The 14042-nt window shown below is 54.5% G+C and carries 14 protein-coding genes; 12 read left to right on the top strand and 2 right to left on the bottom strand.

Annotation, left to right across the window (positions count from 1 at the left end):
* Positions 1-100: 100 nt before the first annotated feature.
* Entirely contained in the window at positions 101-1450 is a 1350-nt protein-coding gene (locus JTP09_RS02675; protein WP_239478665.1) for an MFS transporter, read from the bottom strand.
* A gap of 144 nt (positions 1451-1594) precedes the next feature.
* Between JTP09_RS02675 and ftsY the strand changes: the two genes are divergently transcribed.
* The 10 genes from ftsY to trmD all read left to right on the top strand — a co-directional run bounded on the left by ftsY (position 1595) and on the right by trmD (position 11670).
* Complete coding sequence (gene ftsY / locus JTP09_RS02670) at positions 1595-2683, top strand: signal recognition particle-docking protein FtsY (RefSeq protein WP_204876756.1); 1089 nt, start codon at positions 1595-1597, stop codon at positions 2681-2683.
* A 545-nt stretch (positions 2684-3228) separates the two neighbouring features.
* Positions 3229-3438, top strand: a complete 210-nt coding sequence (locus JTP09_RS02665) for a hypothetical protein (protein ID WP_204876755.1) — start codon at positions 3229-3231, stop codon at positions 3436-3438.
* Positions 3439-3490: 52 nt separating this feature from the next.
* Positions 3491-4318: an exodeoxyribonuclease III gene (locus JTP09_RS02660; RefSeq protein ID WP_204876754.1), complete on the top strand. Its 828-nt coding sequence runs from the start codon at positions 3491-3493 to the stop codon at positions 4316-4318.
* 458 nt (positions 4319-4776) lie between these two features.
* The gene (gene ffh, locus JTP09_RS02655) at positions 4777-6354 is read left to right on the top strand and encodes a signal recognition particle protein (RefSeq protein ID WP_204876753.1); all 1578 of its coding nucleotides are present in this window, start codon (positions 4777-4779) and stop codon (positions 6352-6354) included.
* Between the two features lie 150 nt (positions 6355-6504).
* Positions 6505-6990: an NUDIX hydrolase gene (locus JTP09_RS02650; protein ID WP_204876752.1), complete on the top strand. Its 486-nt coding sequence runs from the start codon at positions 6505-6507 to the stop codon at positions 6988-6990.
* A gap of 130 nt (positions 6991-7120) precedes the next feature.
* Complete coding sequence (locus JTP09_RS02645; RefSeq protein WP_204876750.1) at positions 7121-9007, top strand: hypothetical protein; 1887 nt, start codon at positions 7121-7123, stop codon at positions 9005-9007.
* 333 nt (positions 9008-9340) lie between these two features.
* Positions 9341-9769, top strand: coding sequence for a 30S ribosomal protein S16 (gene rpsP / locus JTP09_RS02640; RefSeq protein WP_204876748.1), 429 nt, complete (start codon positions 9341-9343; stop codon positions 9767-9769).
* A 2-nt stretch (positions 9770-9771) separates the two neighbouring features.
* Entirely contained in the window at positions 9772-10014 is a 243-nt protein-coding gene (locus tag JTP09_RS02635) for an RNA-binding protein (RefSeq protein ID WP_204876746.1), read from the top strand.
* 237 nt (positions 10015-10251) lie between these two features.
* Entirely contained in the window at positions 10252-10842 is a 591-nt protein-coding gene (gene rimM / locus JTP09_RS02630) for a ribosome maturation factor RimM (protein WP_204876745.1), read from the top strand.
* Positions 10843-11670 (top strand): tRNA (guanosine(37)-N1)-methyltransferase TrmD, encoded by an 828-nt coding sequence (gene trmD / locus JTP09_RS02625; RefSeq protein ID WP_204876744.1) that lies wholly within the window; start codon positions 10843-10845, stop codon positions 11668-11670. It begins immediately after the preceding gene.
* A gap of 85 nt (positions 11671-11755) precedes the next feature.
* On the opposite strand, the gene purU is transcribed toward trmD, so the two are convergent.
* On the bottom strand, positions 11756-12637 hold the full coding sequence (gene purU, locus JTP09_RS02620) for a formyltetrahydrofolate deformylase (RefSeq protein WP_370592474.1): 882 nt from the start codon (positions 12635-12637) through the stop codon (positions 11756-11758).
* A gap of 370 nt (positions 12638-13007) precedes the next feature.
* Here purU and rplS point away from each other — a divergent pair, with 370 nt between their 5' ends.
* On the top strand, positions 13008-13355 hold the full coding sequence (gene rplS, locus JTP09_RS02615; RefSeq protein WP_204876743.1) for a 50S ribosomal protein L19: 348 nt from the start codon (positions 13008-13010) through the stop codon (positions 13353-13355).
* A 13-nt stretch (positions 13356-13368) separates the two neighbouring features.
* Positions 13369-14031, top strand: a complete 663-nt coding sequence (lepB, locus tag JTP09_RS02610) for a signal peptidase I (RefSeq protein ID WP_204876742.1) — start codon at positions 13369-13371, stop codon at positions 14029-14031.
* Positions 14032-14042: the final 11 nt, after the last annotated feature.

Below are 14042 nucleotides of genomic sequence, written 5' to 3'. Positions count from 1 at the left end.
AATGGCTGTGCATACGAGAAAAGGGGGTAGGTTCTTTAAAGAACCTACCCCCTTTTCTTGTGTGTGCTTCACCAGTGGCAGGGGGCGGTAGTAGTAGCGGCTAACGGCCGGTGTAGCCTTCGTCCGCCAGATGAACGGGGAAGGTAGGTTTGCGCAGGGGGCTCCACACGAAAGCGGCAATAATCATGAGAGCGCCGGAGACACCAAATGCCCACCCAAAACCGAGTGAGTCGGCGATAGCGCCGGCAAGAATGGGGCCAATAATCTGACCTACGTCGGCAAACATCTGAGCATTTGCCAGGGCGGCACCACCGGATCGTTTGTTGCCGATAATATCTGCTAGGGACGCCTGCATCGCAGGGGCGAGAATGCCGGTGCCGATGCCGGTGAGCACCGAAAGGGCAATGAACCAGAGAGCGTTGGGTGCCAGACCGAAGAAAACGGTAGCAGCACCGGCAACCAAAAAGCCCGCAAAAATGTAAGGACGGCGGGCACCGCGGTCGCTGTAGCGTCCGGCGATATTCTGCGAGAGGGCGTTACCGGCGGCATAGGTTGCCATCGAGACACCGGCGAGCATTGCTGCCTGGTTATCGAGGTTGCCGTTTTCACCGTACATGAGAGTAACCACTGCCAGCGCCGCCAGTGGCACCAGCGAAACTCGAATACCGAAAGCGGCCCAGCCGATAGCGAAGTTACCAAAGAGAGCCGAACGGTAGTTGCTGAACCCCAGAGCCTGTTTGAAGGTCAGCGGCGGGTTGGACTGCGCCCGCAACATGGTGGTGGTCATACCCGTGTCTTTGAGTTTGAAGTAGATAAAACCTGAGGCGATAAAGAGCATCAGCGAATAAAAGATAAAGGGCAGACGCATACCCAGGGGAGCAGCTAGCGCCCCGGCAACCGGGCCCAAAATATTGCCCATCAAAAAGGACGTCGCGTAGTAGCCACTGACACGTCCGCGAATCGTGGGAGGGGCAAGACGTACCAGCAGAGCCATTGCCGAAACGGTGAACATGACGGAGCCAATACCACCGAAGGCGCGAAAGAAAAGAAGAACCCAAATATTGGGGGAGAAGGCAGTACCTAATGACCCCAACGCCACAATGAGCAACCCAGCTATGTAGATAGGACGCTCGGTGAACTTCTCAATAAGTTTGCCAGAGGTCGGGGCGAACAGCAGACGAGTGGTTGCGAAAATTGAAATCACTACACCAGCAACAGCTGTTCCTACACCGAAGGTCGTGGCGTAGCGTGGCAGAACCGGGGCAATCAACCCAAAGCCCAGCGCAATAAGGAAGGACGCAATGAGCATGACCTTAATCTGCTCAGGAATCTTAACCTTCACCGGCAACGGCACTTGCCGATCGGCGGGGGGAATAACAGGTATGACACCGGTTTCAGGGGGAACAACAGACATCGAATTAGTGTCGAGCGGTTCCGTATCTTCTTTCATCGTGCGTAGGCACCTTCCCACAGTATGTAGTTGCTCAATAAACTAATAATTATCAACTCTACGCCTTGCTAAAAAAATTCCAATTACCGACCAAAATAAGTCTGAGCCGGTGCAGGGGGAACATTCTGTGGCAAGCTAGAGAGTATGAACGATACCCTGACCTTAGTTTTGTACATTGTGCTGGGCGTTGCGGTACTGGGCGGTTTGCTGGCTGTGCTATTGCGCGGCCCGAAAGCGCCTCCCGGGGGTTACCCCACCACCCGCGACCCCAATGATCCCGCTGAAGAAACGCCCACTACCGAGCGTCCATCGCCCGTTGCTGGTCGTATGGTTCGCCTGCGCGAGCGTCTTTCACGCTCAAACTCGATGCTGGGCAAAGGTCTTCTTGCTCTTCTCTCTCGCGACCGCATTGATCAGGATGTGTGGGATGAGGTTGAAGAAACTCTGCTCATGGCTGATCTGGGCGCTGAGCCTTCCCAGCGTTTGGTAGAGGCTTTACAGGCACGCGTCCGGGTTGAGGGCACTGAGAACCCCGCCCACGTGAAGCAGATGCTGCGTGAAGAATTGCTGAAGGTCGTAGACCCGTCCCTTGACCGCTCGCTGGCACTTGACGGTGCTGACGGTAACCCCGGTGTTGTGCTGGTGGTAGGTGTCAATGGTGTTGGCAAGACAACCACCGTAGGTAAGCTAGCCCGCGTTATGGTGGCAGAAGAGAAGAACCTTCTGCTGGGTGCCGCCGATACCTTCCGTGCAGCGGCAGCCGATCAGTTGCAGACCTGGGGCGACCGCGTGGGCGTTGAGACCGTGCGCAGCGATAAGGAGGGTGCAGATCCCGCATCGGTTGCTTTTGAGACCATCAAGGTCGGTAAAGAACGCGGGGTTGATACCGTGATGATCGATACCGCCGGACGCCTGCAGAATAAAGCAGGGCTGATGGACCAGCTGGGCAAAATCAAGCGTGTGGTTGAGAAAGAAGCTCCTGTTACCGAGGTGTTGCTGGTCATTGATGCAACCACCGGTCAGAACGGCATGGTGCAGGCGAAGGTCTTTGCTGAGGTAGTGAATATTACCGGTATCGTACTGACTAAGCTTGATGGAACTGCTAAGGGCGGCATCGTAGTTGCTATCCAGGAAACCCTGGGTGTACCGGTCAAGCTGGTTGGTCTGGGCGAAGGCCCGGACGATTTGGCACCTTTCAATGCTGAAGAGTTCGTGGACGCGCTGATTGACTAAAGCTACATACACCGCTTTTTGAAGGTGGGTGTCGGCTGTTTCCTCATCATGTTCAAGTGACATAGTGGGCAGACAGATGACACTCACTTTTTCTTAGCTGGGGAAGAAAACTATCCTCAGCAACTACGTGTGAGCAAGAGGGACGGGGCGTATGCCCGTTCTCAGCTGTAGACGCGGTGCCGAGCGCATTATTTCTTTTGTTGAGAGTGTCAGCACTGTCTCAACGACAGTTCACCACAAAGTGCAGCTAGAAATGCTTGCAGAGTACGAATTTGAGGACAGGCTTTTTAGCATTTTTACCCGGCCCGTGGAGTAACGTACCCAGCAAGTACCTCCTAAGATTTAAGAAAGAGAGATTACCGTGTTCACACGCGGGGCAAGCCTTATCGAACACCACGAAAAGGCTGTGGGCGTGCTCTTTGGCTCACCGGTGCCCACAGAACTAACAGAGCCTGCAGATGGCGCTGGGTATTGCTACAGCAGTGTAAGAGCACTCTCACCTCGCTGCTGAGAAGCACCTTGTACGTGGCCCCTCGCTGTGCTTGATGACTACGCCGGGGCAGGGGCTGGGTAAGGCACCCATTGCGGACGTCGCCCGTTTGGGATGGGAACACGGGTTCAGTCATCTGACAGCTTCCGTTGAAGATGCCAACGAAAAATCACTGGCTATGCACCGGCACCTGGAAGCAGAAAAAATCGGCAGTTTTGAACGTGATAACCGCCCTTATTCGGTAGTCGCTTTCGACCTTGCCTAGAATCTAGCTGCTCTACCCGGTACGCTGATGGGCACTGGGTAGAATGGTGAGCATGAAACTTATCTCCTGGAACATTGACTCACTGAACGCCGCCCTCACCAGCGATTCACCGCGCGCCCTGCTGTCCCGCGAAGTCTTGCGCACCGTCACCAACCACGAACCCGACGTCCTTGCTATCCAGGAAACCAAGCTCCCAGCCAAGGGCCCTACCAAAAAGCACCTCGAAGTGCTTGAGGATTACTTTCCCGGCTACCAGATTGCCTGGGTATCTTCAGATGAGCCCGCCCGCAAAGGCTATGCCGGAACCATGTTCCTCTACAAGCCCGAGCACACGCCAACGGTGACCTACCCCAAGATTGAAAGCCCCACCACCATGGACGCCGAGGGACGCATGATTACCCTCGAATTTGAGGATTTCTACGTCACCCAAGTCTACACCCCCAACGCCTCCGACGGGCTGAAGCGCCTAGCCGACCGCCAGGTATGGGATACCCTCTACGCTAACTACCTTGCAACTCTGGACGCACGCAAACCCGTACTGGCTACCGGCGACTTCAACGTAGCCCACACTGAAATCGACCTGGCAAACCCCAAATCCAACACCCGCTCACCAGGCTTCACCATCGAAGAACGCGAGGGCTTTACCAACCTGCTAGCCAAGGGCTTCACCGACACCTTCCGCCACCTGCACGGGGACGTCACCGGCGCCTACACCTGGTGGGCACAGCGCTCGCGCACCTCAAAAATTAATAACACGGGCTGGCGCATCGACTACTGGCTGGTCTCTAATCGTGTGGCAGATAAGGTCACAAAGTCAGAGATGATTGACTCGGGCACCCGCCAGGATCACACCCCGATTCTGCTGGAGATTGAGCTGTAAAGTATTGCCAGGGAAACTCTCTTGATGATCAGGGCTAGGGTGCCTTATTGCATCCTAGCCTTCACACTTTAAGAACCCTCTTCGCGGACTCCTCACGGTACAACACGTCATCAACTTGCCGTGAAGTGAAGCCACCGAAGGGGGGTGGCTATTGTGTCTAAGGGTAAGAGCAAAAATAGCTCGGACCAACCGCGAATGGATTGCGCCCATCGCAGATTTAGTCCGAGCTATCGCTCAACTCGTTGACTCCCTATCACGCCTTTTCAACCAGTGATAAAGAATCCAATAGCAAGGGGTGAATCTCATGCCTGCCAGCATGGGGCGGTTGCCAGCGTAACTGGCACGTTGTTAGCCTGTGTCTTCGCGTCTGCTCACCCGATGCGATATTGTTAGAAGTTGACTTATAGACCAGCGGGCTTTGCTCCGAAATCCCAAGCGATGAAAGTAGATCACGTACCGTGTTCAATTCACTCTCAGACCGGTTGACAGCAACCTTTAAGAACCTCCGCGGCAAGGGCCGCCTGACCGAAGCTGATATTGATGCAACAGTTCGCGAGATTCGCCGTGCGCTGCTCGATGCTGACGTCGCGGTTCCTGTGGTTCGCGAGTTCACCGCTGGTGTTAAAGAACGTGCCCTAGGCACTGAGGTTTCAGAGGCTCTGAACCCCTCCCAGCAGATTGTCAAGATTGTTAACGAAGAGCTCGTTAAAATCTTGGGTGGTCAGACTCGCCGCATCAATATGGCGAAGACCGGCCCGACCATCATTATGCTGGCTGGTTTGCAGGGTGCCGGTAAAACCACTCTGGCAGGTAAACTCTCGCACTGGCTCAAAGCGCAGGGGCACACCCCCATGCTGGTGGCGTCCGATTTGCAGCGCCCCAACGCGGTTAACCAGTTGAAGGTGGTGGGCTCGCGCGCGGGAGTTCCCGTCTACGCTCCTCACCCCGGCGTTACCAGCGAGTTTGATACCGTTACCGGCGACCCGGTTCAGGTAGCCCGCGACGGTGTCGCTGAAGCTCGCGCTAAACTGCACGACGTCGTTATCGTCGATACCGCGGGTCGTTTGGGTGTTGATGCAGAGCTGATGGCTCAGGCACGCAATATCCGCGACGCTATCAACCCTCACGAAGTTCTGTTCGTCATCGATGCGATGATTGGTCAGGACGCGGTGAACACCGCTAACGCCTTCAACGAGGGTGTAGATTTCACCGGCGTGGTGCTCTCAAAGCTCGATGGCGATGCCCGCGGTGGTGCAGCGCTGTCAGTAGCATCAGTAACCGGCAAGCCCATCATGTTCGCCTCCACCGGCGAGAACGTCACTGACTTTGAGCAGTTCCACCCCGACCGTATGGCATCGCGCATTCTTGATATGGGTGATGTGCTCTCACTCATTGAGCAGGCGGAGCAGACCTGGGACAAGGCTGAAGCCGACCGTATGGCGCAGAAGTTCGTCGATCGCGAAGACTTCACTTTTGAGGATTTCTTGGCGCAGATGCAACAGATCCGCAAGATGGGTTCCATGAAGAAGCTGCTCATGATGATGCCCGGCGCTGCGCAGATGCGCCAGCAGCTAGAGGCATTTGATGAGCGTGAAATTGACCGTGTTGAGGCAATCGTCCGCTCGATGACCCCCCACGAACGTGTGGCACCCAAGATTATTAACGGTTCGCGTCGTGCTCGTATTGCTAAGGGTTCAGGCGTTACCGTTTCTGAGGTTAACCAGCTCATGGAACGCTTCGCTCAGGCACAGAAGATGATGAAGAAGTTGGCTAACGGTCAGATGCCCGGTATGCCCGGCGGTATGCAGGTTCCCGGTATGGCAGCAGCCGGTGGTGCTAAGAAGAAGAACGCTAAGGGCAACAACAAAAAGAAGAAGGGCTCGGGCAACCCTGCCAAGCGCGCTCAGCAGGAGCAGGCAGTGCAGCAGAAGGCCCAGGCGGCTAAGGGTTCAGCATTTGGTCAGCAGAACAACCAAGACTTCGATATGAAGGACATGAACCTGCCGAAGGGTTTTGAGAAGTTCCTGGGCAACTAGGTTTTGAACTGGCACTTGTGAAGTTTTGGTAGGTGCTGAGTCAAGCGTGTTTGAGGTGAGGGGCGCGTTGATCGTTGGATCATCGCGCCTTTACTGTTCTCAGGGCGTAATGTAGTTTGTGATAACCGCTATGTGTGTAAGGAGCGCGCCGTGAATTCTTATCTTCCGCAGGATGAATTGGTGAAGTTCATTGAGAGCTTACCGACCCGTCGTTTGGCAGCTGCTGCTTTGATTCGCGATGAGAAGGGGCGGATGCTCGCTGTTAAGCCTAATTACAAGGACGGTTGGACGATGCCTGGCGGCACCGTTGAGGCAGGCGAGTCGCCTAAGGTGGGATGCTTCCGCGAAGTTATTGAAGAGGTCGGTTTAGATTTGGAGCCCGGTAGGCTCTTGCTCCTATTCCACGGGTTGCAGATGGGTATCTGGGGTGACTCCACCTACTACATTTACGATGGTGGCGTGATTGACTCGTCGGCGCAGATTACCTTGCAAGAAGAGGAACTCACCGAGTACCGCTGGGTAGCTGAAGAGGATCTTGATGATTACTTTTCAGCTAGTTTTACCTACAATCTTAGGCAGTGTTACCGGGCGCTTGAAACTGGGTGCGTTGTTGAACTTGATAGCAGCATCGCGTAATAAGGGCTATCTGGCTTTATATAATTGATACTGACTGCGCGGGGTGTGTGCGCCGCGTGAGAAGTAACGGTACACGCCCGTCTTAGTAGGTAGTGTCATAAAAAATTTGAGTTAAGGAATACGTATCAATATGTCTGATCATTACTCTGAACCACTTTCAGGGGATGATAGTGCGCCTGTTTACGAAACCTCATGGGCTCGAATTAGCCTTGATTTCGGACCGCGCGGCTATGAGCTGGCAGAAGAGATCGCAGGTGAAGAGGATCAGGGCGATCCTGCAGAACGTATTCGCCGTGAGATTCAGCAGATGATTGAGGCTGTGCGTGGTGCCGATTCAATCTCTGAGTCTGAGTTTATTGAACTCGATAATATGGAGCTCACGGCTGAGGTTTTTGAGCAGCTGTGTGATGGTGTGAGCCCCGAGGAGCTTAAAGAGCTAGCTGGTGAAGTTGAGGGGGCTACGGATGCTGAACCGACGGAACCGGAGGCGGACGCTCGTCCTGGGGAAACCGAACGCGCAGATAACTCTGAGGAGACTTTGGGCGAACCTCTCAGCGAAGAAGAAGCACGTGCTGAAGAAGAGATGGAGCGCCGTATCACCGAGGCTACGGCTGAGGATGTGGTACGTGAGCTTTTGCTTGCTGCTGTAGACCTTCCGCAGTTGATGGTTTATGAAGCAGATGAAACAACCGTTAACGTGTACGTACTGTGCGTTAACGAGAACGATGAATGGGTGACCGCTGAGGTCGATGAGAAAGGCAGGATCGCTCCTGGTTTGGCGTTTGAGAGTTTCGCTGCCGAGTTGATGGAGCTACTTCCTGCCCGCGGCGGTATTTGTGCAGAGCAGGATTCCTATTCGTTTTCTGTGCCGGTGACTGAGCTGGGCGAAGAACTGACCGTTGACGCTGATTCAACCTGCGCTGCCCTGGTTGAAATCAGTATGGACGAGCTTACGCAGCAGGTTCCGCAGCTTCTACTGACGAGTGCCTTAGAGGCAGCGCCTTCGAACAACGGGTGGGTCTTATTGAGCGCTGACTACATGACTTTGGCTCTAGTGATTGATCAGTTGAGCCGACCCGCCGTGGTGGTGGCGAGCGCTGATAACTCCCATCAACTCAGTTTTGTTCTACCCGGTGGTTTCAATCCCACTTTTGATGAGGGTAGCGTGGGTGAGTGGATGCAGGGGGTTGTTGGAACCCCTAGCGCCGATATTTCGGGTGTTCTTATTGATTTGCACTGGGGTGCCAATAAGGTACTCACCCGCTACCTGCCGCAGCGTTCGGTAGCCTTGGATACCTTATGGGCTCTGCCCGGTTTGCTCCCTGATCCGCTGAGCTACGTTCGTTTGGATGATGAGATTGAGAACCTGACGTGGATCTATAACCTGGATGACACCGAGTCTAAACGCCTGCGTAACTACATTGAAGATACCGGGTCTGATACCGGTATGGAATCAGTTTTGCAGTTGCTGGGGTACAGTGTTGAGGTTGCCCGTGTGGCGGATGCGCGTGCCGACATGACGCACATGCCTGGGTACAGGGCGTTCGCCCCAGATGCTGATGAAGAGGACGATGTTCCTGGCAGTGAATCTTCGACGCTTGCATTCGTGAGTGGTGAGTCACACAAGAAACCCGGTATGTTGGAGGGCGTAGCTCAGCTGGGCGCTTCGGGTATTTTGGCTTTGATCGCTGCTCGTCGCCGCACTCAGAGGGTTTCCTCTCAGAACGCTGCTCTAGCGTCAGCTGCCTTAGCGAGCGCGGGTATCTCCGAAATTGTTATGGCACGTACCCTTGAAAAACTCCAAAAAATTAAAGGTGAACAGAAGGCGGGGGAGTCCTCCGTCCAAACCCCGTCACGCCACGGCAAGGCTGCTGGGAACAGGGGAGCGGCGCGTGTCCGTGACTTTTTAGATTCCAGCGAACTGGGCGAAAAAGCTCACCGTGCTGGTAGTGAAGCCAAAAAACGTACGAGGGAGCAAACCCAGAAGTTCTTGCGTAAGTTCTTTGGGCAAGAGTAAGAGACTGAGCTGCTCCGGGGGTGCAAGCCCGAAAACAGGTAGGGGAGATTCTCCCTTAACTGCATGATTCACCTCATGGGCAGAGGTGAATCATGCAGTTAAAGGTGACTCGCGCTGGGTATGGTTGCTGTCCCGCATACATCACACTATTTTTAAACCGCGTCCGCCTAGATTAAGTGAGTAGGCTCTGGCATACTATATGTTTGTACCCAGTGCGCTCGGCCCCTCTCACCGGGCGTTCATTGTGTCCACAGAGTTTTTGTGATTGGCCCGCCCCACGGGAGCAAGAGCAAATAACTCGACTATTTATATGAAACAGGAGAGTCCACTACAGTGGCTGTTAAAATTCGTCTGAAGCGTTTTGGTAAGATCCGCGATGCCCGCTACCGCGTTGTTGTAGCTGATTCACGCACCAAGCGTGATGGCAAGGCTATCGAAGAAATCGGTATCTACCACCCGACTGAGAACCCCTCACGCATTGAGATCAACTCAGAGCGCGCACAGTACTGGCTGTCAGTAGGCGCTCAGCCTACCGAGCAGGTAGCAGTTCTGCTCAAGCTGACCGGCGACCTGCAGGCTTCAAAGGGTGAAAAGGCAGAGAACACTGTCAAGCCCGTTGAACCCAAGCCCGAATTTGTTGTTCCCGAAAAGGGTTCAGTAATCCTCCCCGAAGCTATCACCCCCAAGGCTGAAGCTAAGGAAGAGGAAGCTCCCGCAGAAGAGGCTGCTGAAGAAGCAGCTTCAGAGGAAGCAGCTGAGTAATCATGTTGGCTGATGCTCTCGAACACTTGGTTCGGGGAATCGTTGACAACCCCGACGACGTTGAGGTTCGCGCCCGCGCAGGGCGACGGGGTGAAACCCTAGAGGTTCGCGTAAACCCCAAAGACCTCGGACGCGTCATCGGCAGGCAGGGACGCACCGCCAACAGCGTGCGCACCGTCGTCAACGCCATCTCCGGCGGCGACCACGTCCGCGTGGATGTCATCGACACAGACCGCCGACGCTAACTGAAATAGCTTAAAGACCCCGGTTACCTCACGGTAGCCGGGGTTTTTGTTGTCTAGGCAACCTAATGGTGCAGGATTAGTCGCTGATCAAAAGTGCCCCTTTGATACAACTCAAGGGGCGCTTTGGGGTGTGAACTCATATTTGTGGTTTGCGCCGGTACGTTCTTTTGAACCGTGCTTTAGCCAGTAGACTGGTTCTAGTTCAGCATTTTGACGTTTGTGAGGAGACTCTTTTACATGCAGGTACTTGTAGCTCGCATCGGTAAGCCCCACGGTATTCGTGGTGAGGTCACCGTTCAGCTGTTCACCGATAACCCCGAGGAACGTTTTGCAGCCGGTGAGACCCTGCAGATTCGCGACTTCGACCCCACCAGCTCCGTAGGTTCCCTGCTTCCGGCGGGGGAGTTGACGGTTGCGTCCGCCCGGTGGAACAAAAAAATTCTTGTGGTGAAGTTCAACGAAGTCACCAGCCGCAATGACGCTGAGGCGCTGCGCGATAGCTACCTTGAGTTCGACTCTTCAACCGATACCAACGAAGACAGCTTCTACGAGCACGACCTCATCGGTCTGCCTGTCTACCGTATCGCAGATGTACCCGAAGGTGAACTGCCTTCCGGCGACGCTCTGGGTAAAGTCACCGGGTTGCAGACCATGCCCACCCAAGATCTTCTGCTCTTTGAACTGGCTGTCAATGGCGAAGAAGTGATGATTCCCTTCGTGGAGGAACTGGTACCCGAACTCGATCTCGACGAGGGTTTTGTGCTCATCGACCCGCCCGCCGGGCTCATTGAAATGGCGCTCGATGATGAAGCACCCGAGGATGAATAAGTGCGCTACGACGTTGTAACGATCTTCCCCGAATACCTAGAGCCACTACGCCTCTCACTCTTGGGCAAAGCGCAAGAGACCGGTCTGGTGAAACTCAATCTTCACAACCTGCGCGACTTCGCCTTTGACCGCCACAAAACTGTAGATGACACCCCCTACGGTGGTGGTGCGGGCATGGTTATGAAACCCGAACCCTGGGGGCTGGCTCTCGACAGTATCTTGGAAGACGCTCAAACAGTAACAGGTGAGGGTAACCCCTGCGAAGGGGCGGACGCGCGTCCGTTGCTGGTCGTGCCCTCACCGGCAGGTCAGGTGTTTGATCAGGCGCTTGCCTATGCGTGGGCTGAGCAAGAGAAACATATTGTTTTTGCTCCTGCCCGCTACGAGGGCATTGATGAACGAGTGCTGGATTGGGCGCAGGAATCCTTTAGAGTTCTACCCGTGTCTTTGGGCGACTACGTGCTTTACGGCGGTGAAGTTGCCGTGATGGCAATGATTGAGGCAGTGACGCGGCTGATTCCCGGTGCTATGGGCAACCCCGAGTCTTTAGAAGAAGAATCGCACACCGGCGGCTTGCTAGAGTATCCGGTCTACACCAAACCAGCTACCTGGCGCGAGCGCACGGTACCCGATGTGCTGCTGTCGGGTAACCACGCAGCCATTGCGCGGTGGCGTCGTAACCAGCAGATTGAGCGTACCTTCGCCCGACGGTTCGACATGATCGAGAATTACCCAGAAACTAACTGGGACAAAAAAGACCGCGCCCTGCTTAATGATTTGAGAGCCCAACGCAACCGGGCGGCGAAAGAAGCTCGACGGTCTGCTTAAAACGCGAGATCCTGATTGTTTGCCGAGATCCTGATATAAAACAGGATTTCGGCAAACAATCAGGATCTCGGCGGTTAAAAACCGTTTAGCGCAGGACGACGGTGCGTCCGCCCTTGAGGATGACGCGCCCTTCACAGTGCCAGCGCACAGCGTCCGCCAGAGCTTTAGTTTCAGCGTCGCGTCCGCGGCGTACTAGGTCTTCGGGGGAGTATGTGTGGTCGATGTTGATGACTTCCTGGGCGATGATCGGGCCCTCGTCAAGTTCTGAGTTGACGTAGTGGGCGGTGGCACCGATGGTTTTTACACCTCGCTCAAATGCCTGGTGGTAGGGCTTTGCCCCCTTGAAGGAAGGCAGGAAGGAGTGGTGGATGTTGATAACGCGCCCCTCCATCTTGTCTGCCAGGTCGTTGGAGAGAATCTGCATGTAGCGTGCTAGCACCACCAGATCAACGTCGAGGCGGTCTACTACATCGAGCAGCTGAGCCTCAGCGTCCGCCTTGGTATCAGGCGTGACGGGAATGTGGTAGAAAGGCACTCCGTTCCATTCGCTGAGGCGTTGGTGATCGCGGTGGTTAGATACCACGCCCACAATTTCAATGGGCAGATCACCGGTGCGGGTGCGGTAAAAGAGGTCATTCAAGCAGTGGTCTGCTTTTGACGACATAATCAGCACGCGGCACTTTTCGCTCTTGTAACGTAGTTCGTAACGCATGGAGAAGTCAGGGGCAATTGCGTCTATCTCAGCCTTGATCGCATCGTAAGCGGCGGAGGCGCCATCGAAAGGTGCTGCTTGAATACGAATGAAAAAATGCCCGGTGCGCAGATCATCGAACTGCTGCAAATCGATGATGGTGTACTTGTGCTTGAGGAAAACGTCGGTTAAGGCGTACACAATACCAATTGTTTCGGGGCAGTCGAGGGTGAGAATGAGCTCTTCGTCTTGGTTAGCTAGTAGTGCTGAAGCCACGGTGGGTGCCTTTCGCGAAATGAATTCTTGTGTGTTAAGGCTACACTGGGCACCTTGGCACCGGCTCCGCACCGCTATAAAGGGTGATGAAGCTATCACGCTTGTTAGTAAATATTATCGGTAGTTATCTCTGGTGAAGACAGGGCACACATGGCATAATTAAACCTTGTGTTCTTTTGTGGGTATGCCCCTGCCGCAGGGGGAAGAGCAGCCACAGCACAAAAGAACCTTGTGCTCGCTGATAGAGCGGGTGCAAGTAGATAAGCCTCTTCGGTGCAATATTCAGTCTTCAGCTTTGGCTGACATAGACACTGTGCCGTCGCATAATGAGATTGTTTGACCTGCGGCAGATGACTCATGGAGAAACTCAATGCAGACTCTTGACTTTATCGACAACAAGTCACTTCGCAACGATGTGCCCGACTTCGGTCCCGGTGACACCCTGAACGTACACGTCAACATTGTTGAAGGTAACCGTTCACGTGTTCAGGTTTTCAAGGGCTACGTTTTGGGCCGTCAGGGCTCTGGCGTTCGTGAAACCTTCACCGTGCGTAAGGTTTCATTCGGTGTTGGTGTAGAGCGTACCTTCCCGGTTCACTCACCCGTTATCGAAAAGATCGAACTGGTAACCCGTGGTGACGTTCGTCGTGCGAAGCTGTACTACATGCGCGATCGCCATGGTAAGGCAGCTCGTATCCGCGAGAAGCGCGAAAACTAATTCTTTAGTTTTTATGGATGATGCCAAGATTTCTTCGGCAGAACCTGTAGGCACCAGGCGCCAGCCCCTTGTAAGGGGTTGGCGCCTGGTTGCTATGGCGGTGGTTCTTGCTTTTGCTGCGCTGGTCGCGCTGCGTACTTTTGTCATCGATGTGTATTTCATTCCGTCGGAGTCTATGCAACCACTGGTTAATCCGGGGGATCGCATTTTGGTGCAGCCTATGGACGCACAGCAGCTACAGCGTGGGGATGTCATCGTGTTTGATGGTGCGGGTTCTTTTGCCCCTTATGTTTCGGGTAGTCCCTGGTTGAAAAACCCTCTCAAAACTGCCGGTCAGTGGGCTGGTTTGGTGGGCACGGAGAGCGTGTACGTTAAACGCGTGGTGGGTGTAGGTGGTGACACCGTGGAGTGTTGCGATGCTGAGGGGCGTTTGCTGGTCAATGGTGAGCCGCTCAACGAAGCGTACGTGTACCCCGGTGATCAGCCCTCTACCATCGACTTCTCGGTGCAGGTACCGGCAGGGCGCATGTGGGTGATGGGTGATCATCGTAGCGCATCTGTAGATTCACGCTCATTATTGGGAGTCCCCGGTGGTGGCATGATTAGTACCGATAAAATTATCGGTAAACCCACCCGTATTTTCTGGCCCCTAGAGCGTGCCCAAACTTTAGAATAAAACCCATGAGA

It is taken from the genome of Rothia sp. ZJ1223 (assembly GCF_016900985.1).
Classification (GTDB): domain Bacteria; phylum Actinomycetota; class Actinomycetes; order Actinomycetales; family Micrococcaceae; genus Rothia.
Note: the sequence above shows the minus strand (reverse complement) of the source record. Positions and strands in the feature narration are given on the sequence as shown.